This window comes from Novosphingobium huizhouense (genome assembly GCF_020179475.1).
GTDB lineage: Bacteria > Pseudomonadota > Alphaproteobacteria > Sphingomonadales > Sphingomonadaceae > Novosphingobium > Novosphingobium huizhouense.
On the sequence record NZ_JAILXZ010000002.1, the window covers coordinates 237614 to 255001 of the forward strand.

General features: G+C 66.4%; 28 protein-coding genes and 1 pseudogene. 20 read left to right on the forward strand and 9 right to left on the reverse strand.

The annotated features are described in order from the left end of the window. Window positions 1–29 precede the first annotated feature (29 nt). The 4 genes from K3A85_RS09420 to K3A85_RS09435 all read right to left on the reverse strand — a co-directional run bounded on the left by K3A85_RS09420 (window position 30) and on the right by K3A85_RS09435 (window position 1931). A complete protein-coding gene (locus K3A85_RS09420; RefSeq protein WP_225206257.1) occupies window positions 30–560 on the reverse strand; it encodes a DUF2939 domain-containing protein in 531 nt (176 codons plus the stop codon). A 10-nt stretch (window positions 561–570) separates the two neighbouring features. Continuing rightward, window positions 571–918: a hypothetical protein gene (locus K3A85_RS09425; RefSeq protein ID WP_225206258.1), complete on the reverse strand. Its 348-nt coding sequence runs from the start codon at window positions 916–918 to the stop codon at window positions 571–573. Between the two features lie 17 nt (window positions 919–935). After that, on the reverse strand, window positions 936–1211 hold the full coding sequence (locus tag K3A85_RS09430; RefSeq protein ID WP_225206259.1) for an excalibur calcium-binding domain-containing protein: 276 nt from the start codon (window positions 1209–1211) through the stop codon (window positions 936–938). 345 nt (window positions 1212–1556) lie between these two features. After that, the gene (locus tag K3A85_RS09435) at window positions 1557–1931 is read right to left on the reverse strand and encodes a helix-turn-helix domain-containing protein (RefSeq protein WP_318248079.1); all 375 of its coding nucleotides are present in this window, start codon (window positions 1929–1931) and stop codon (window positions 1557–1559) included. Window positions 1932–1979: 48 nt separating this feature from the next. Here K3A85_RS09435 and K3A85_RS09440 point away from each other — a divergent pair, with 48 nt between their 5' ends. The 18 genes and pseudogenes from K3A85_RS09440 (at window position 1980) to K3A85_RS09525 (ending at window position 9841) form a co-directional block, all read left to right on the forward strand. After that, entirely contained in the window at window positions 1980–2345 is a 366-nt protein-coding gene (locus tag K3A85_RS09440) for a transcriptional regulator (RefSeq protein ID WP_225206260.1), read from the forward strand. Continuing rightward, complete coding sequence (locus K3A85_RS09445; RefSeq protein WP_225206261.1) at window positions 2342–2791, forward strand: hypothetical protein; 450 nt, start codon at window positions 2342–2344, stop codon at window positions 2789–2791. The genes K3A85_RS09440 and K3A85_RS09445 overlap by 4 nt, the downstream gene beginning before the upstream one ends. A gap of 5 nt (window positions 2792–2796) precedes the next feature. After that, window positions 2797–3198 (forward strand): ogr/Delta-like zinc finger family protein, encoded by a 402-nt coding sequence (locus K3A85_RS09450; protein ID WP_225206262.1) that lies wholly within the window; start codon window positions 2797–2799, stop codon window positions 3196–3198. A 104-nt stretch (window positions 3199–3302) separates the two neighbouring features. Beyond that, entirely contained in the window at window positions 3303–3518 is a 216-nt protein-coding gene (locus K3A85_RS09455; RefSeq protein ID WP_225206263.1) for a hypothetical protein, read from the forward strand. Further along, window positions 3518–3895 carry a hypothetical protein gene (locus K3A85_RS09460; protein ID WP_225206264.1) on the forward strand — a complete coding sequence of 126 codons (378 nt, stop codon included), beginning with the start codon at window positions 3518–3520 and terminating at the stop codon, window positions 3893–3895. Before K3A85_RS09455 ends, K3A85_RS09460 begins: the two co-directional genes overlap by 1 nt. Then, window positions 3892–4092, forward strand: coding sequence for a hypothetical protein (locus tag K3A85_RS09465; protein ID WP_225206265.1), 201 nt, complete (start codon window positions 3892–3894; stop codon window positions 4090–4092). Before K3A85_RS09460 ends, K3A85_RS09465 begins: the two co-directional genes overlap by 4 nt. A gap of 106 nt (window positions 4093–4198) precedes the next feature. Continuing rightward, complete coding sequence (locus tag K3A85_RS09470; protein WP_225206266.1) at window positions 4199–4423, forward strand: hypothetical protein; 225 nt, start codon at window positions 4199–4201, stop codon at window positions 4421–4423. Next, complete coding sequence (locus K3A85_RS09475; RefSeq protein WP_225206267.1) at window positions 4420–4956, forward strand: LuxR C-terminal-related transcriptional regulator; 537 nt, start codon at window positions 4420–4422, stop codon at window positions 4954–4956. Before K3A85_RS09470 ends, K3A85_RS09475 begins: the two co-directional genes overlap by 4 nt. Next, window positions 4953–5099: a hypothetical protein gene (locus tag K3A85_RS09480; RefSeq protein WP_225206268.1), complete on the forward strand. Its 147-nt coding sequence runs from the start codon at window positions 4953–4955 to the stop codon at window positions 5097–5099. The genes K3A85_RS09475 and K3A85_RS09480 overlap by 4 nt, the downstream gene beginning before the upstream one ends. Beyond that, window positions 5096–5830 carry a methyltransferase domain-containing protein gene (locus tag K3A85_RS09485; RefSeq protein ID WP_225206269.1) on the forward strand — a complete coding sequence of 245 codons (735 nt, stop codon included), beginning with the start codon at window positions 5096–5098 and terminating at the stop codon, window positions 5828–5830. Before K3A85_RS09480 ends, K3A85_RS09485 begins: the two co-directional genes overlap by 4 nt. Next, window positions 5827–6135: a hypothetical protein gene (locus K3A85_RS09490; protein ID WP_225206270.1), complete on the forward strand. Its 309-nt coding sequence runs from the start codon at window positions 5827–5829 to the stop codon at window positions 6133–6135. The genes K3A85_RS09485 and K3A85_RS09490 overlap by 4 nt, the downstream gene beginning before the upstream one ends. Further along, a complete protein-coding gene (locus K3A85_RS09495; RefSeq protein WP_225206271.1) occupies window positions 6132–6686 on the forward strand; it encodes a hypothetical protein in 555 nt (184 codons plus the stop codon). The genes K3A85_RS09490 and K3A85_RS09495 overlap by 4 nt, the downstream gene beginning before the upstream one ends. Next, complete coding sequence (locus K3A85_RS09500) at window positions 6683–7849, forward strand: phage Gp37/Gp68 family protein (RefSeq protein ID WP_225206272.1); 1167 nt, start codon at window positions 6683–6685, stop codon at window positions 7847–7849. The genes K3A85_RS09495 and K3A85_RS09500 overlap by 4 nt, the downstream gene beginning before the upstream one ends. Window positions 7850–8089: 240 nt before the next feature. Further along, entirely contained in the window at window positions 8090–8353 is a 264-nt protein-coding gene (locus K3A85_RS09505; RefSeq protein ID WP_225206273.1) for a hypothetical protein, read from the forward strand. Between the two features lie 79 nt (window positions 8354–8432). Beyond that, window positions 8433–8597, forward strand: a pseudogene (locus K3A85_RS18020) (DNA translocase FtsK); the annotation flags it as partial. A gap of 123 nt (window positions 8598–8720) precedes the next feature. After that, window positions 8721–8966 (forward strand): DUF2312 domain-containing protein, encoded by a 246-nt coding sequence (locus K3A85_RS09515; protein WP_225206738.1) that lies wholly within the window; start codon window positions 8721–8723, stop codon window positions 8964–8966. Next, complete coding sequence (locus tag K3A85_RS09520; protein WP_225206274.1) at window positions 8966–9211, forward strand: helix-turn-helix transcriptional regulator; 246 nt, start codon at window positions 8966–8968, stop codon at window positions 9209–9211. The genes K3A85_RS09515 and K3A85_RS09520 overlap by 1 nt, the downstream gene beginning before the upstream one ends. A gap of 348 nt (window positions 9212–9559) precedes the next feature. Then, window positions 9560–9841, forward strand: coding sequence for a hypothetical protein (locus K3A85_RS09525; RefSeq protein ID WP_225206275.1), 282 nt, complete (start codon window positions 9560–9562; stop codon window positions 9839–9841). 63 nt (window positions 9842–9904) lie between these two features. Here the strand turns inward: K3A85_RS09525 and K3A85_RS09530 are convergent, their stop codons facing one another. From K3A85_RS09530 to thiC, 5 genes are all read right to left on the reverse strand, one after another. After that, window positions 9905–10378: a hypothetical protein gene (locus K3A85_RS09530; protein ID WP_225206276.1), complete on the reverse strand. Its 474-nt coding sequence runs from the start codon at window positions 10376–10378 to the stop codon at window positions 9905–9907. A 92-nt stretch (window positions 10379–10470) separates the two neighbouring features. Next, complete coding sequence (locus tag K3A85_RS09535; RefSeq protein ID WP_225206277.1) at window positions 10471–10863, reverse strand: nuclear transport factor 2 family protein; 393 nt, start codon at window positions 10861–10863, stop codon at window positions 10471–10473. A gap of 213 nt (window positions 10864–11076) precedes the next feature. Next, window positions 11077–11478 carry a type II toxin-antitoxin system death-on-curing family toxin gene (locus K3A85_RS09540; RefSeq protein WP_225206278.1) on the reverse strand — a complete coding sequence of 134 codons (402 nt, stop codon included), beginning with the start codon at window positions 11476–11478 and terminating at the stop codon, window positions 11077–11079. 6 nt (window positions 11479–11484) lie between these two features. Continuing rightward, window positions 11485–11712 (reverse strand): AbrB/MazE/SpoVT family DNA-binding domain-containing protein, encoded by a 228-nt coding sequence (locus tag K3A85_RS09545; protein ID WP_225206279.1) that lies wholly within the window; start codon window positions 11710–11712, stop codon window positions 11485–11487. A gap of 110 nt (window positions 11713–11822) precedes the next feature. Continuing rightward, the gene (gene thiC / locus K3A85_RS09550) at window positions 11823–13703 is read right to left on the reverse strand and encodes a phosphomethylpyrimidine synthase ThiC (protein ID WP_225206280.1); all 1881 of its coding nucleotides are present in this window, start codon (window positions 13701–13703) and stop codon (window positions 11823–11825) included. A 328-nt stretch (window positions 13704–14031) separates the two neighbouring features. On the opposite strand from thiC, the gene K3A85_RS09555 reads away from it, so the two are divergent. Both K3A85_RS09555 and K3A85_RS09560 read left to right on the forward strand, forming a co-directional pair. Beyond that, on the forward strand, window positions 14032–16119 hold the full coding sequence (locus K3A85_RS09555; RefSeq protein WP_225206281.1) for a TonB-dependent siderophore receptor: 2088 nt from the start codon (window positions 14032–14034) through the stop codon (window positions 16117–16119). Then, complete coding sequence (locus tag K3A85_RS09560) at window positions 16119–17384, forward strand: PepSY-associated TM helix domain-containing protein (RefSeq protein ID WP_225206282.1); 1266 nt, start codon at window positions 16119–16121, stop codon at window positions 17382–17384. Before K3A85_RS09555 ends, K3A85_RS09560 begins: the two co-directional genes overlap by 1 nt. Window positions 17385–17388: the final 4 nt, after the last annotated feature.

Genomic DNA, 17388 nt, shown 5'->3' on the forward strand with positions numbered 1-17388 from the left:
CCGGCACTGCAATGCCGGGGGCTTCTTTGTTACTTCGTTGGGGGCTGCTCCGCTGGAGCTTCGATATCCACTAGGCGCCAGCTCAGCCCGTCCCTTTGAAACACGAGAACCGGGGGATGGTCGGCTCCCGACGGCACGGCACGAAAGCGTTCGATGCCCTGATGCTCGATCTTCCAATCGACTTCCTTGCCGGTTTGCTGCGCCCCGCCGCTGTCCTCTTTCAAACGGCCTTTCTCGATCAGCGTCTTGATGCCATCCGGCGTGACGATGCCGTCGATCAGGCCATCGACCATCGACATCGCCAACATCGCGCCGAACGCCGCAAAACCATTCGCTTCGCCCTTGTTCTGATCCGCCAACTCACCGGCAAGCTTGGCCTTGAATTGCGACTTCAGGGAATCGCGGATCTTGGGAAAATCCACTCGCTCCTGTAATTCCTGTTTGTCGCCTTCCTTCACGGCATCGCGCAGGCTCGCCATCGCCATCCCCGGGGACAGTGTATACCACCCTGTGAAGAACAGCGCGGCAGCAGTAATTCCGCCGAAAATCCATTTCTTCATCTCGCCCCCTTCAATCCCAAAGGTTTGTGGTAGGAACCTCAGGCGGATAATCCTTCTTCGCCGGCGCTCTGCATGCCGCCAACTTCGCGTCGAAATCCCTGACAAGTCCCGTGCGGGCGACGGGCGGGATCGGACCGGCGGCGGATTTTCCTGCCATCCTCCCGGCCTCAATGGCCTTTGCGCAGGCCTCGCTTACGCCGGTGGTGTAGCTTGAAGGGTCGGTGGGATCTGCGCCCTCCTCCAGCTTTGGCTGAGGTACGCGACAGGCAATGGCAGCCGCTGGCAAGTCGTTATGGACGGCCTGCGCACATGCGTCGATCGGCGATGCCGCGCTAGCCAATAGCAACAGTAACATCATGGTCCCCTTTCGATGTCCTATTCGCAGGCGATGCCATCGCCATCGCGATCAAGCTTTCGGGAATAGCCCGGATCTCCCGCGCGAATCGGCGCGGCGCCCGCAGCTCTTGCCGACGAACAGTTCGGGTAATAGGCGTCGTCGCCCCCGCCCCGCGGTCCGCCGGCAGCGCCGCCGTGCGCGCGCCGGCGGCTGTTTCCCGTCGCGCCGGACTTCCGGCCCTTAGCCTGCGCCGTTGAAATGGTGGCAGAAAGCGCCATTCCAAGAAATCCCGCAACAAATGCTCTGCGGTTCATCGTGCTGGCCCGCCTTCCGGGTGGTCATAGCGAAATGGCAACTTGAAAAAGATCAACATGGTATGTCCCCTTCTACTGCGCCCGAAGGGAAAGCGCCCGGCATTTGGCCGGTTCACTGCCTGCCTCTAATCCAAATCGACAAGCACTTGAACCGATTCGATTATTGCCAGTTCGTCCAATAATTGTAACAAAACCTTTCGCAATTCGGGCCTTAATTTCCTAAACTGCTCAATGATTTGCAGTTCCTCGTTACTAACAGGGTCGATTGCCACGGTCTTTTTCCGCAAATGTGGAGTGACTTCCACAAATGCTTCAGGAAAAACCCTTACAAATCTTGCAAAAGAGTTAATCGCCGGCGCGGCCGAGCGACCTCGTCAGGCGCTCGATGGTCTCCCGGTCGGCCGGCGACAGCCGCCGCAGCTTGCGCAAAAATTCGGTTTCCTCGGGCGTCATGTGTGGCCCCGGCGGCGGCGCATCGGGCGACGGATCATCGATTTCACCCGTCAGGTATGCGGTCGTCGTCTGCAACACCTGCGCGATCTTGTGCAGGTATTTGCTGCCGACCTTATTTCGATGGATCAGCGAGTTGATCGAAGATTGGGCCACTCCGACCCGTCGCGCCAGCTCGGACTGCGACATGCCCAGCAGCTCAAGCCGTGCAGAGATTCTCTCGCCCAATGTCATTGGCGCTAGCCTATCGGAAAAGTAATAGGGAGCCATAACGTTTTACCGCTTGACCGGGTTAACGCTTTTTCTATAGATGCACGTATGGGTGAAACCTTCCCTCCTGTTGCGGCTCTCGCTAACGCTGTCGAAATCCTCGGCGGGCAGTCGGCCACCGCGCGCTTACTCAAGGTCTCTCAGCCCTCGGTCTGGAAGTGGCTCAATGGTGGCGGTCGTCTTCCTGGCGAGCACGTCCTCGCGATCGAAGCCGCCACCGGTGTTCCGCGCCATCACCTTCGCCCCGATATCTACCCCGCCGATCTCGGCCCCGGCCCCGCCTGGAGGCCTGTGTTTCGCGGCGTAGACCTCGGCCTCTCGCCCGTCACTTGCGAACGCGCCGCCGTTTCGCACCGCCCCACCTTCGACCGGCCCGCCTTCGACCGGCCCACCTTCGACCGGAGCCCCGCGTGACCAAGCGTCGCGAACCGCTCACCTACCAGCTCACGCTCACCCGCGTTGCCGGGCTGATCGGGTGGGATCGCGTCGCGCATATCTGCGGCGTGCGCGAACGCGCCGCGCGCAACTGGTCCGAGATGGAGACCGAAAGCGAAATCCGCATGATCGACGCCGAGCGGCTCGATCGCGCCTGTCTCGAACACGGCGCCACGATCGCGCCGTTCTACCACCTCTACGGCGAACGGCTCGGCATTGCCGCCAACCTCCATTCCGCGCCCGGCATGGCGCGCGCCGCCGCCTGTGCCGCCAAGGAAAGCGGCGAGGCGGTGGCCGCGCTGATCGATGCGGTCGGCTCGAACGATCCCGCCGTGCGCCGCCGCGCCCGCGCCGAGGCCGAGGAAGCGATCGAGGCGCTGCGCCACGCGCTCGCCGCGATCGACAAGCACGAGAAGGAGGGCTGAGCGCCATGGGGGGGCACTTTCCCATTGCTGGCTTCGAAGGAACCGAGGTTCCCGGCGATGCGCTCCTCATGGGCGCGCAGCCTTCGCGCACCGGCAAGCTGCGCTGCCCCCATTGTCGCGCCGTGGGCGACAAGCGCAGCAGCCAGTCGGTCAGCGATACGCACCGCGTGATCCACTATGCCTGCAGCAACGTCGCCTGCGGCCACACCTGGCGCGCCAGCGAGAGCTACGAATACGGCCTTTCGCCCAGCGCCATCCCCGATCCCCGCGTCAACCTGCCGCTGCGCCCCATGGCGCGCCAGGACGTGCTCGAAGCCATGGCCGCGCGCGATCCCGCGCAGCCTGGCCTGTTCGATCCCAACCCGATTGATCCGCCGCCGCTTCCACCGCCCGAAGCGCCCGGCTGATCCGATCTTCTGATCGCAGCCTGACCTAGCCCGCCGAAAATTCAACCGCCCGCGCCGGACCTCGCTTCCGGCCGCGGGAAAGTCTTGCCCGAAAGGAATTGCCGATGCCCGCAACTGCCCGGCCGCGTTCCGCCGCCAAGCCGCCCGCCGTCCAGCTCCTGTCGTTCGAATGCAACGGCTGCGGCGCGATGCACCAGTCGCCCGATGCCAACGTGCCCGTGGGCTGGTCCACCCGCGAAGGGTCCGCCTGGTGCGGCGATTGCACCCGCGCCGGCATCCCGCAGCGCACCTTGCGCGCGCCCGGACGGAGGGCCGCGTGATGGGCGCCGGTCGCAGCTACCTGTGGGGGCAGGAATACACCGAAGGTCTTGCCTCGGCGCGCGCTTGGCGCATCCGAATGAAGCCGTACTTCGATGCGCTCTATGGGGCTGAGGAAAAGGGCAAAAGCGACCTTCGGCAGGGGATTACGCCCGCCGCACATGCCGTTCTCGACATGCTCGACGAAGCCCGCCCGCGCTGGTTGCGCGCTCCTGCCGGCCGAGCCGACCACATCAACAACGTCCGCGCCATGCTCGAACCGGCAGGGCGCCTGCCCGATGCTGTGATGATCGATTGCGTCCTGGCGAGCGCAGCACACCTGATCTTCTGCGCCGAGCAGATGCTCGCTTTTCGCGCGCAAGAAAGCGCTGCGGCATGAACCGTCTGCTCACCGCCGCGGAGATCGCCGAGCAGCGCCGCCTCGACGAACTCGAACTGCAGATCGACCGCAACCGCGACGTCGCACTCACCGGCGCCGAAATCGCTGGCGTGCTCGGCTTCACCGCTGCCTTTGTCGTGCTGCTCTGGATGGGGGCCGGCTGCGCCCCTGCCCTGTGCCCGGGGCTTTTCGCATGATGCGCGAGGGAGACCAGGGCGGCCTGCGGCACGCCGCCTGCCGCCTGCTCGCCGGCCCGGCCGGCATTGTGGCGCTGCTTGCCACAAGTGCACTCGCTGGCGCCGGATGGGGCTGGGCGTCGATCTGGCTTGGGGGCTTCTGATGGGACGCCAGATGCCGATCGCCCACCAGCGCCAACGCCGCGCGGCCCTCCTCGCCCTGCAAACCCAGCGCGCGCTCGCCCCGGCCGAGTCCGACGAACTCGCCAGCCTCGAGCACCGCGCCTACATGCGCGACTGGCGCGCCCTGCAGCGCGCCAAGGCCTACGCTCGGCGGAGGCCCGCGCTGTGAGCCACGCCAAGCCCACGCTCGGTTATCCGAGCCGCACGGCAGCTGTCGCCGCCTTGCAGGCGCAAGGGCTCAGCAACGGCGATATCGCCGCCAAATTGGGCATTTCGACCAGCACGGTCACCGCGCTCAAGGGGAAGGCTAGCAAGCCCTCCACTCGCCTTACGAGCGAGCAGATCGATGATCTGGTCGAGCGTCGTGAGCGGGGATGGTCCTACCAACGCCTTGCCAGAAGGTACGGCGTTTCGCCCGGTGCAGTGCACTACCAGTGCCTTAAGCACGGTGCGATCTCGCCTCGCCAGCGTCGCCACCCTGTGCCGACCGAGCCTCGCGTTGACGGTGTCCGCGCGGGCAAACCGCAGCGCCGTTTCACTGCCGACGAAGATCGCGCGTTGCTGGCGTTCGAGGCGCAGGGCCTTTCCTATGCCGAAATCGCCCGCCGGAGCGGCCGTGCTCTTACATCGGTCCGCATCCGCTTGATGACCCTCGCGCTCCACGAAGAGATCCCGACCTTCCCATCGGGAGCCGCCGCGTGACTGCCCCGGCCTGGAAGCCCGCGCGCTGCGCCTGCGGCGCGCTGCATCCCACCTTCTCGCTCGATGGTACGCGCGGACCATGGCGCTGCCGTGCCTGCCATGATCTCGCCGCCAATCCGCCGGTGCAGGAGCAGCTGCTGTGAGGGGCGCCCAGAACTGCTCCACCGCCGTCATGCAGCGCCGCCTGCGCGACGATGTGCCCGATCAGCTCGATTACTTCCCCACGCCGCCCTGGGCGACGCGCGCACTCTGCGAATTCCTGATCGAACGCTGCAGCGAACCGCTCGACATGTTCCGCGCGTGGGAGCCGGCCTGCGGCGAAGGCCACATGGCGCGCCCGCTCGCCGAGTACTTCGAGAGCGTCACTGCCACCGATGTCTATCGCTATGGCGACGATCACGGGATCTACGACTTCCTCGGCGATGCCCCGAGATATTGCGAGGCCGACTGGATCATCACCAACCCGCCCTACAACGTCGGCGCGCGGTTCGTGGAAAAGGCGCTCACCCGGGCGCGGCGCGGCGTCGCCATGTTCGTGCGCAGCGCCTTCACCGAAGGCGAGAGCCGCTACCCCGATCTCTTCGCACCGCCGGTCGCCCCGGCCTACGTGCTGACCTTCAGCGAGCGCGTGCCGCTGCTCAAGGGCCGGCTGATCCGGAAGGGCGCGCCCGATCCCTTCAACCTCGATGAAGATGGCAAGCCGCGGAAGGTCAGCAGCGCCACCAGCTACGCCTGGATCGTGTGGATGCCGGGCTGCCACGACACCCGGCACCGCTGGATCGCCCCCGGCACCTTCAAGCGCCTCGATCGGCCGGGCGACTACCCCGCCTACGCCCTCCCCCTCTCCACCGCCATGGAAGGATCCTTGCTGTGATCACCAACAGAAAGCTTGTCACCCTGCGCCGCCTGCAGGTCGCCTCGGCCGCGCTTGCCGTGACCCTGCTCGCCCTCGCCCTCGCCGGCTGCGGCCCCGATCGCGCCAAAGTTGCGCGCGACGTCGAAGACTACGGCTTCACCGACGTCCGCATCGGCGATCGGGAATTCTGGCGCTGCGGCAAGGATGATTCCTGGGGCTTCCGCTTCACCGCAGTGAACCCGCTCGGCCGCGAAGTGCACGGCGTCGTCTGCGGCGGCGCGTTCAAGGGCGCCACCGTCCGCATGACGGGAGGCGCAGCATGAGCAAGGTCTTCGTCACAACCTATGAGGTCATTGGCGACCTCGATCTGCTCAACCTGCACTATGCTGCAGATGAGGCAGCCGTTGCTGCGCATTGGGCCTATGTCGAAGGCATCGGCGCCAGCGGCTTCCGGCCCAGCCAAGCCGGCGGCGTGGCCTCGGTCTTCTTTGAAACTCTGCCTCAAGGCTGGCGAAAGATTGGCGCGGACAAGGGGCGTATCGAAGCCGTGCCCCTGAAGAGCACCAAGGTCGGCAAGGCTGCTGCGGCGACGATCGCCGACCTTCCGCGGAAGCCCAAGGCCAGCGCTCTCGCAGCAAGCTATGGTTACAACCCCCCGCTGTGCGCGATGGACGGGACTTACATCTACTTCCCGAGCGAAATTCAGGTGCTGCATCCTGTCAAGCGCACCTTCCTGCGCTTGCCGCGCTTCCCCGAAGACGGCTTCGAGCCTGATGAAACGCGGCTGCGGGCGGTCCCTGAAAGTGAGCTGATGGCCGCGATCGAAGCGCACAACGCCGAGGTCAATCGCCTGCGCGAAGGCGGTGCGGCGTGAGCGACCGCACCAAGATCGAATGGGCCGACGCAACCGTCAACGCAATCGACGGCTGCAGCGTCACCAGCCCCGGCTGCACCAACTGCTATGCGATGAAGCAGGCGCATCGGGTCGATGCGCGGCGCGGCCTGACGGTGCAGAGCAAGGGCGGCATGGTCTGGACGGGCGTGACCCGGTTCAACGAGAAGGCGCTCCTTCAGCCGCTCAAGTGGAAGCGCCCGCGCCGCATTTTCTGGAACGCGCACGGCGACACCTTTCACGACAGCGTGCCAGACGAATGGATCGACCGCATCTTCGCCGTCGCCGCGCTGACGCCGCAGCACACGCACATGATCCTGACGAAGCGCAGCGCCCGGATGCGGCGCTACGTTGAGGACCGCGCGATGACCGGGGCAGGTATCCTGATCGCTATGGGCGATCTGTGCGACCTCTCCGTCAATGACCGTTGCATCAAGCTGCTCGGCATCGACGAGCGGACGACGATGGACAAGGCCCGTCCGCTCCCCAACGTCTGGCTAGGCGTCTCGGTCGAGGACCAGGCGCGCGCCGACGAGCGCATTCCCGATCTGCTCGCCACCCCCGCCGCCGTGCGCTTCCTGTCCTGCGAGCCGCTGCTCGGGCCGGTGGATTTGACGGCAATCCCTTGGCCGGAACACTGGCCGCGCTGCGAATGTCTGCAGGGCGACCCTCGTTACGACGCGCTCGAATCTTCGGTCTATTGCCCAGGCTGCTGCGAAGGACCGGAGGCGATGGATGCACCTGCGGTCGACTGGGTAATCGTCGGGGGCGAGAGCGGCCCGAACGCCCGCCCGATGCACCCGGATTGGGCGCGGTCCCTGCGCGATCAGTGCGCCGACGCTGGCGTGCCGTTCCACTTCAAGCAGTGGGGCGAGTGGGCTCCGATCTGCGAAATGACCGAAAAGCTGATCGACGGATGTTACCACCCGGCACCCGAGCGCGATCCTGAAGCATCGCGCCGGTGCAAGGTCGATCAGTGTGTTCTGCACGCCGATGGCGAGCGCTTTGACGGCCGCGCGATGTTCGAGCTCGGCGCCTTTCTTGCCGGTAAGCGCGCGATGACCATGATGAAGGTCGGCAAGCGAACCGCCGGTCGCCTGCTCGATGGCATCGAGCACAACGAGATGCCCGAGGTGCAGCCATGACCTGCACCGTCGTCGAGACCGGCACTGGTACGCGGGCCATCGTCTGCACCAGCGGCCGCGCCGCGCGCTGCGTCAGCTGCGGCAAGCGCGCACCCCTGCTCTGCGATTGGAAGGTGCCAAGCCGCCGCTCCGGCACTTGCGACAAGCCGATCTGCGCCAGCTGCACTCACTCGCCCGCGCCGGGGAAAGACCTGTGCCCTGATCACGCTTCCCAATGGCGCCAGCGACAGGAGAGCCGCCATGGCTAGCCGCCGCGCCCTTCCCCTCGCCCGCCGCTTCCGCGCCGCCCGCGAAGCCTTCATCGCCGGCATGGAGCTCGGCGTCACGCCGGCTCGCGCCCGCGACATCATGCGCGAACGCGAGGCCCGGCAACGCTGGGAAGCTGCCGATCGCCGCCTTGCCGAGCGCGCTGCCGCGCGGCCGCGCCCGGCCCCGTCCTTTGCCACCCCTGAACCCACCCCCACCAGCGCCGACGAGAACCGGCCCTGGTGGCTCGATCTCTGACCCGCCGAGGAGCCGCCCCATGAATGCCCCCACTCCGCCCGAAACCTTGCAACCCGATGTCTCGGCCGAGTTCGAGAACATGGACGATTACGAGCTGGCCAAGGCGCTGGTGCTCCACCACGCCAAGGCCTCCACCTCATGGCTGCAGCGCCAGCTCGGCATCGGCTATAACGCGGCCAGCAAGCTGATCGAGCGCATGGAAGCCGAAGGCGTCCTCGGTGCACCCGATCATGTCGGCCGGCGCGAGATCCTCGCATCGATCACTGACGCCCGGCGGATCGAGGCTGTCGCCGTCGCGCTGCAGGAACGCGGCGCCCGGATCCGCCGCGCTGCCGATGGCACCGCGCAGCTCACCATCCCGGTCGAACTGCCGACCGGACGTCGCAGCGCCGACGATCGCCTGCGCCTCCTGATCGAACGCATCGAGCGCCTCGAGGAGGAAAAGAAGGGGATCGGGGACGACATCAAGGATGTCTACAACGAGGCCAAGGCCACCGGCTACGACGCGCGCCTGATGCGCGAGATCGTGCGGCTTCGCAAGATGAAGCCCGACGATCGCCGCGAGCGCGAAGCCATCCTCGAAACCTACAAGTGCGCGCTGGGTATCGACTGATGGCCAGCCAGCCCCACGACAGCAGCCCCATCGGTGCCCCCGGCGAGTATGGCCATATCCAGGTGAGCCCGCTGCTCCGCAAGCCCGAGGTCATCCGCCAGACCGGCCTCAGCGACGCCACCATCAACCGCCTGGTCAAGGCCGACAGCTTCCCACGCCCTCGCCGCATCGGCCTCCGCGCGGTCGCCTGGCTGCAGAGCGAAATCGACGAATGGAAGCTGAGCCGCCCACCCAACAACGCGTGAATTCAGGGGGCACTCCCGGGGGCACTAACGACCCCGGGGAGGTCAAGATACACGGTTTTCCGGAGTGCAAACGGATGAAGTTCGAATTCCACCCTGTCCGCCACAATCGCCTTCGATTTCGCAGCTGCGAACGGTTAATCGATGTCGGTCACATCATTTTAATAGATAGCCTTGCTCCCGATCCGGGACGAAATTTCCCTAATCAAATCGAGCCATTAGAGATTTTCATGCGGGGACGGGCGGACGTTAGCGGGTAAATTCAATCTTGCATTTTGCACCATTCTGGCAGGATATGGTTCTGTTATGTAATTCGTTACGTTGCACTGCGCAGTGACAGGGGGCCCTTCAATGTTCAAGCAAACCGTTCGTACGTGCCTTGCGGCCGTACTTGCTACTGCCCTTGTCCTGCCGGGCGTCGCCGTTGCGGGCGAGACTCGCTCGGGCGCCTCGTTGCCGGCGGCGCCTGTCGCGTCCAAGCTTCACCGCTCGCTCGCGCCGCTCAAGGGTCAGCGCAGTGCGCAAGCCGGAAGCTTTCCATACCTGATCGTTGTAACTGTCGTCGCCGTAGGCCTCGGGCTGTTCTTCGCGGTGAGCGATGGCGGTGACGAGGAACCGACCAGCGCCGGCTGAACCGGCGACCATCACATCCGTGAGGGCCTCCCCCACTCGATCGGGGAGAGGCCCTTCTTCGTATCAGCGACAGCGCACGTTGCTGCGCCCGCTGCTGTCGGCCGCTGCGCCGACGGCGGCGCCGCCGATCGCGCCGATGATCGCGCCCAGCGGCTTGCTGTCGCCTTGCGCGATCAGCGCGCCGGCGGCAGCACCGGCAAGCCCGCCGACGATCAGGCCGGTCGAGCCGTCCGAGCGGCGGCAGTAGTAGCGGCCGTCGCGCCCGCGATAGACCCGGTCGTTGTAGGTCAGGTAGCGTTCGCGGTAGCGCGGGTTCTGGCGATAGTAGCGATCGGCGTAGTAGCCGCCGTAGCTCGGATCGGGGCTGTTGTAGTCGTAGCGCCCGTAGCGATCGTAGGCGTTGCGATCGTAGTATCCCCAATCGCCGGCGTAGCCGTCGCTGGCGTAGCCGGGGCGGCTGCCATAGCCGTAGGTGTCGGTGCAGGCCGTCGTCAGCGTGGCGGCGGCGAGGGCGGAAAGCATGAGGGCCTTGTTCATGGCGCCTGCTCCTTGGGCTTGAGTTCGGACGCAACGCCGCGCCCGGTGCAGCACGGCAATGGATGACCCGACGGCGGGTTCCCGCCGACCGTTCAGCGCAACGTGACGAATATCTCCGCAACGAGACGCCACACCCCGGCGCTTTCCCGCCATTTCGCGCTGTAGAGACCGCCGGCGAGCAGCGTCCCCTCCCCCGCCACGGTCCCCTCCCAGGTCCCCTGTTCGAGCGCGATCGGCGCGATGGCGGAGGCCGTGACGCCCTGCGTGGTGCGGCGGTAGATCGTCCGCGGCTTCGCCGCGAACTCGCGCTTCCAGGCGAGGAGCTGCGCCTTGCGCCCGGCGATGACCGCGCTGTCGCTGCCGGTGACGAGCACGACGCCATCGGTCAGCAGCGGGCCGATCGCCGCGAGATCGCCCTGCTCGAGCGCGCGGTTGAACGCCGCTCGCGCGCTCCGCACCGCGAGTTCGACGGCCACTGCGCTCATCGCTCGCAAACCCGATTCGGGTCAGCGGGGTTGACGGGGTTTACACAGTCCAGGGACAAAATTCCGGGCCCGTCCCGGCCGCCTGCCGGCCTTCGGCAAAACCACGCGATTTCAGGGAGGAGCGGACCAACCATGGCGCGCTTATAGCGCCGCTCCAGCCTGTAGGACAGCGCCGGTTTTTGTTGTGGGCGCAACATGCGTACGCAATATGCGTCAATCGGGCGCATGGTGGACCCGCTGGCGAAACCAGTCGGCCAGTTCCTCCTCGGAAAGCTCCCCGGCGGCGAGCGCCTGCACCGCCGCCACGGCCTCGATCGCCACGAACGTGATCTCGACCCCGTTGAGAACAAGGAAAGTGCGCGCAATGACCCAAGCCGTACGCTTGTTGCCGTCGGTGAACGGATGGTTCCGAGCGATCCCGAAAGCATAACCGGCGGCCAGCCTGCAGAAATCGTCTTCCCCGTAATCCCACTGGTTGCGCGGCCGCGCGAGCGCGGATTCCAGCGCCCCCATATCACGCACGCCGCTTGGGCCGCCATGCTCGGCAAGCTGCCGGTCATGAATGGCAAGCGCTATCCGGCCGTCAAGCCAGACCGGCTCCAGTCGTAAGGTCACGGGATACTACTTCGCCAGTTCACGCAGAATGTCGCGATCTTCGCGCATCACCCGCTCGGCCACTGCCATCTTCTCGGCAAAATCAGGATCGGCCGCGGTGATCCGGATACCGTCCGGACTTTCGGTGACGTAAAGCGAGTCGCCCACCCCCACCCGCAGCCGCGCCAGCAGTTCCTTGGGCAGGACGACTCCGGCCGAGTTGCCGATCCTGGTGATCTTGAGAGGGGCGTTCATACGGGCGTTATAACGCAGCGGGCGGGCGCGAGCAACCGGCAAGCTCGCGCGGACCGGCAGGCAACTGGGGGCGGCAACCATCGTCGTGGCGCCGCCCCGTGCGCCGTGCGTCAGTCGTGTTCGCGACCGCCCGAGCCGATGTAGAGTTCGCGGCCCATCTCGTCGTACTTCGCGCTCATCGCCTTCATGCCCTCTTCGGCCTCGGCCTCGCTGGCGACGAAGCTTGCGACGGGTGCGTTCTGCTTGGCGGCGAATTCGCGGACTTCCTGGCTGATCTTCATCGAGCAGAACTTCGGCCCGCACATCGAGCAGAAGTGCGCCGACTTGGCGCCTTCGGCCGGAAGCGTCTGGTCGTGGTACTGTTCGGCCGTATCGGGATCGAGCGACAGGTTGAACTGGTCGCGCCAGCGGAATTCGAAGCGCGCCTTGCTCAGCGCATCGTCGCGCACCTGCGCCGCCGGGTGCCCCTTGGCGAGGTCAGCCGCGTGGGCGGCGAGCTTGTAGGTGACCACGCCGACCTTCACGTCGTCGCGATCGGGCAGGCCGAGGTGCTCCTTGGGCGTGACGTAGCAGAGCATCGCGGTGCCGTACCAACCGATCTGCGCCGCGCCGATGCCGCTGGTGATATGGTCGTAGCCCGGCGCGATGTCGGTGACGAGCGGCCCCAGCGTATAGAACGGCGCTTCGCCGCAGGCTTCGAGCTGCTTGGTCATGTTCTCGCGGATCTTGTGCATCGGCACGTGGCCGGGGCCTTCGATCATCACCTGAACGTCTTCCTTCCAGGCGCGCTTGGTCAGTTCGCCCAAGGTGTAGAGTTCGGCGAACTGGGCTTCGTCGTTGGCGTCGTAGATCGATCCGGGGCGCAGCCCGTCGCCCAGCGAATAGGCGACGTCGTAGGCCTTCATGATCTCGGTGATCTCGTCGAAACGTTCGTAGAGGAACGATTCCTTGTGATGCGCCAGGCACCACTTGGCCATGATCGAGCCGCCACGGCTGACGATCCCGGTCATCCGCTTGGCGGCGAGCGGGATGTAGGGCAGGCGCACGCCGGCGTGGATGGTGAAGTAATCGACGCCCTGTTCGGCCTGTTCGATCAGCGTATCGCGGAAGATTTCCCAGGTGAGATCCTCGGCCACGCCGCCGACCTTTTCGAGCGCCTGGTAGATCGGCACGGTGCCGATCGGCACGGGGCTGTTGCGCAGGATCCATTCGCGCGTGTCGTGGATGTTGCGCCCCGTGGACAGGTCCATCACGGTGTCTGCGCCCCAGCGGATCGACCATACCATCTTGTCGACTTCGGACGCGACGTCCGACGCGACGGCCGAGTTGCCGATGTTGGCGTTGATCTTGACGAGGAAGTTGCGGCCGATCGCCATCGGCTCGCTTTCGGGGTGGTTGATGTTGCTGGGGATGATCGCCCGGCCGCGCGCCACTTCGTCGCGGACGAATTCGGGCGTGACGTAATCGGGGATCGAAGCGCCCCAATCCTGCCCGTCACGGACCAGCGCTTCCTTGGCCTGCTTGCGGCCGAGGTTCTCGCGGATGGCGACGTATTCCATCTCGGGCGTGATGATGCCCTGGCGCGCGTAGTGCATCTGGCTGACATTTCCGCCCGCCTTCGCGCGCAGCGGGCGCTTGACGACGTTGGGGAATGCGGGGACGCCGGCCGAGCGGTCCGGGCCCTTCAGTCCGTTGTCCTCGGGCTTCACCGCCCGGCCTTCGTAATCCTCGACGTCGCCGCGCGCGAGGATCCAGTCGCGGCGCAGCTTGGGCAGGCCGGCGGCGATGTCGATGGCCGCGTTGGTGTCGGTGTATGGGCCCGAGGTGTCGTAGACGCGCACCGGCGGTTCGCCGCTCGAAGGTTCGAGCGAGATTTCGCGCATGGCGACGGTGAGGCCGGGGAAGCGGGCGCTTTCCACGTGGATCTTGCGGCTGCCGCGGATCGGCCCGGTGGTGACGCCGATTTCCAGCCTGGAGTTGATGTCGGCCATGCGCGTGTCCTCTTGAAAGGCGGACGGACCGAGCGCGGGTGAAGCCGGCCCTTCCCTCCGCCCGTGCTAACGGGTTCAGGTTCGACGGGTCGGGCTGCGTGACCAGCCCCTCTCAGCCGTTCGGTCCTCGCGATCGCTCAACGATGAGCGCCCGCCCGGACCCCACTGGCTCCCCGGGGTATGCCTCCTTCTAGGCCGCGGGCGCCGCAGGGGCAACTGCCTAGAAAGGCGAGGTGTGAATCCCTTTAATGAGAATGATTCCTAATTGCATTGACTCTTGAGAATCACTCGCATTAAAGCCGCCGCCATCACCGACGGGAGTTCAATCGTGCAGTTTCGTTCCAGCCTCCTTGTTACCGCCGCCCTCTCCGCCCTCGCGTCGTGGTCCGCCAGCGCCCATGCCGAAGAGGCGAGCGAGGCCGAGCGCATCACCGTGATCGGCCGCGCCGCGCAGCAGGTTTCGACCGGGGCAACGGGGCTGCCCCTCACCATCTTCGATACGCCGCAGGCGGTGACCGTGGTGGACCGCGCAGCGCTCGATACCTTCGGCCTCGACGAGACCAACGAGGTGCTGCGCTATGTCACGGGCGTGAACGTCGAGCAGGCCGAGACCGACCGGACCTATTACAACGCGCGCGGCTTCGACATCAGCGACGCGATGGTCGACGGCATCGCGATCCCAAATTTCTGGGGCCCGACGATTGGCGCGGTCGATACGGTGGCGTGGGATTCGATCGAGGTGATCCGCGGCGCCAATGCGATGATGGCGGGCGTGGGCAATCCTTCGGGCACGATCAACTACCACCGCCGCCACCCGACCGGCGAACGCCACGTTTCCACCGAACTCTCGGCAGGATCGTGGGGCAAGGTGCGCGGCGAGTTCGACCTCGACACGCCGATCACCAGGGATGGGCGCTGGGCGATCCGCGTCACCGGCGCGGTGCAGAACGCGGATTCGTACCTGCGCGATTATCGGTCGAAGCGGTCGGTGGTGCAGGCCGTGCTCGACGGGCAGATCACCGAGACGCTCAAACTGTCGGCGGCTTATATCCGGCAGTCCGGCACCTCGCGCGGGGTGCTGTGGGGCGCTCTGCCGTTGCAGGATGCCGCTGGCAACCAGCTCGAATGGGACACCGGCGCTTCCACGACGCAGGACTGGACCTACTGGAAGCGCACCGACCAGACCGCCTATGGCGAACTTTCGTGGGAATTCGCGCCGGGCTGGACCGCGCGCCAGCACGTGACCCGGCGCGTGTCCGACGAACCTTCGCGGCTGTTCTATGTCTATGGCGCGCCCGATGCGGAGACCGGCGCGGGGCTCTATGGCTATCCCGGCGGCTACCTTTCGACCGCGCGGGGCTGGATCTCGGACAGCTCGGTGCGCGGCACGTTCCGCCTGCTGGGGCGCGAACAGGCGATCAGCTTCGGCGCCCAATATACCGACGCGAGCTTCGGCTATCTCAGCTATCCGGTGCCGACGACCGATCCGGCCTGGGGTGCGCTGCCGGGCGACGTCGACAGCTGGAACGGCACCGAAGTCCCCTACCCCGCGTTCGGCGATGCCGTGGTCAGCGCGCGGATCAAGGACCGCCAGTGGCGCCTGCGCGCGGCGACCGACCTGTCGCTGGCCGAGCGGCTCAACCTCGTGCTGGGGGTGAATTACCTGAACGTGCGGACCGACGGGTTCACCTTCGGGGTGAGCGCCGGGCGGCGCGAAAGCGGGGCCAATCCGTTCGTCGGGCTGACCTGGGGCGTGGTGCCGGGCGTCAACCTCTATGCGAGCTACAGCGGGATCTTCTCGCCGCAGAAGGAAATCTCGACCGCGCTGACCCCGCTGGGATCGGCGAAGGGCAAGAGCTGGGAGGGCGGCGTGAAGGCGCAGACCGCGGACAAGGCGCTGTTCGGCTCGATCGCGGTGTTCCGCTCGGAGCAGTCGAACCTTGCCGAAGCGGCCGGCTTCGACGCCACGCTCGGCCAGACGCTCTATCGCGGGATCGACGTGCGCAGCACCGGCGTGGAAGCGGAGGTAGGCGGCAACATCACCTCGAACCTCAGCGTGCAAGGCGGCGTGACCCACCTTTCGATCAAGGACAAGGGGGGCAATGCCGTGCGCACCTATGTGCCGCGCACCACGGCCAACCTGCTGGTGCGCTGGAGCCCGGTGGAGAAGGTGCACCTGGGCGCGGGGCTGCGCTGGCAGGACGATGTCTCTATCACCAACGCGCTCGGCACGATCCGGCAGCCGTCCTATGCCACGGTGCAGTTGCAGGCGGGCTATGACCTGACCGAAAACGTGGCGTTCAACGTCAATGTGGCCAATGCGACCAACCACAAGCACCTGACCAGCCTGTACTGGGACCAGGCGTTCTACGCCGCGCCGCGCAGCGTGCTGGGTTCGGTGCGGCTGTCGTTCTGATGACCGGGCTGCCGGGGCGCCCGTTCTGGGTCATCGCGCATCGCTGGGCCGGGCTGTCGCTGGCGCTGTTCCTGGCTGTGGCGGGCCTTACCGGCGCGCTGATGCCGTGGATCGAGGAGCTGGAGGCGCTGACCGCGCCCGAGCTGCACCTGTCGCAGACACCGGGCACGCCCGATCCGCTGGAGATCCGGGCGCAAGTGCTGCGGCGCTATCCCGGCGCTGCGGTGGATTTCCTGCCGTTGACGGTGGAGCCGGGACATTCGTTGCGGCTGCACCTGCACTGGCTGGATCCCGTGACCGGTCTGGAGCGCGAACACGGGCCAGGCGTGCCCGATTGGGATGACCTGTTCCTCGATCCGGTGACCGGCACCGAGCTGGGTCGCCGCGAATGGGGCGACATCGGCCAGGGCGCGAAGAACCTGATGCCGTTCGTCTATCGCCTGCACTACACGCTGGCGGCGGGCACGGCCGGGCTGCTGGTGATGGGGGTGGCGGCGATCGTGTGGACGATCGACTGCTTCGTCGGGTTCTTCCTCACCCTGCCGCCCCGCGCACCGGGCGCGCCGTTCTGGACGCGCTGGCGGCCGAGCTGGCAGGTGCGGCGGGGCAGAAACGCCTACAAGCTGAACTTCGACCTGCACCGCGCGGGCGGGCTGTGGCTCTGGCCGCTGCTGCTGGTGTTCGCGTGGTCGAGCGTGTCGTTCAACCTGCCGCAGGTGCACGCGCCGGTGATGAAGCTGTTCGGCGCCGAGGACGTGCGCGCGGTGTTCGTGCGCAACGCCCTGCCCGCGCCGCGCAACGCGCCGAGGCTGGACTTCAGCGCCGCGACGGCGCGGGGCGAAGTACTGGCGCGTGATCTGGCGAAAGAGCACGACCTGACCCTGCGCAACGATGGGGAGCGGTGGATCTGGCACGTGCCGACGAGCGGGCTCTATGTCTATGGCTTCACCACCAGCGCCGACATCGGCGAGCACGGCGGCGGCACCCGAATCGCCTTCGACAGCGACAGCGGCGCGGTGCGCGGCGTCGAACTGCCGAGCGGGGCGAATGGTGCCAACACCTTCACCAATTGGCTGACCGCGCTGCACATGGCGCAGGTGTTCGGTCTGCCTTATCGCGTGTTCGTGAGCGTGCTAGGGCTGGCGGTGACGATGCTGTCGGTAACGGGCGTGGTGATCTGGATGAAGAAGCGGTCGGCACGGGCCGGACGGCGACGCAAAACCGTGCCGCGGTCTCGCCCGGCGCCAAAGCCCGCTGGACTTTAATTGG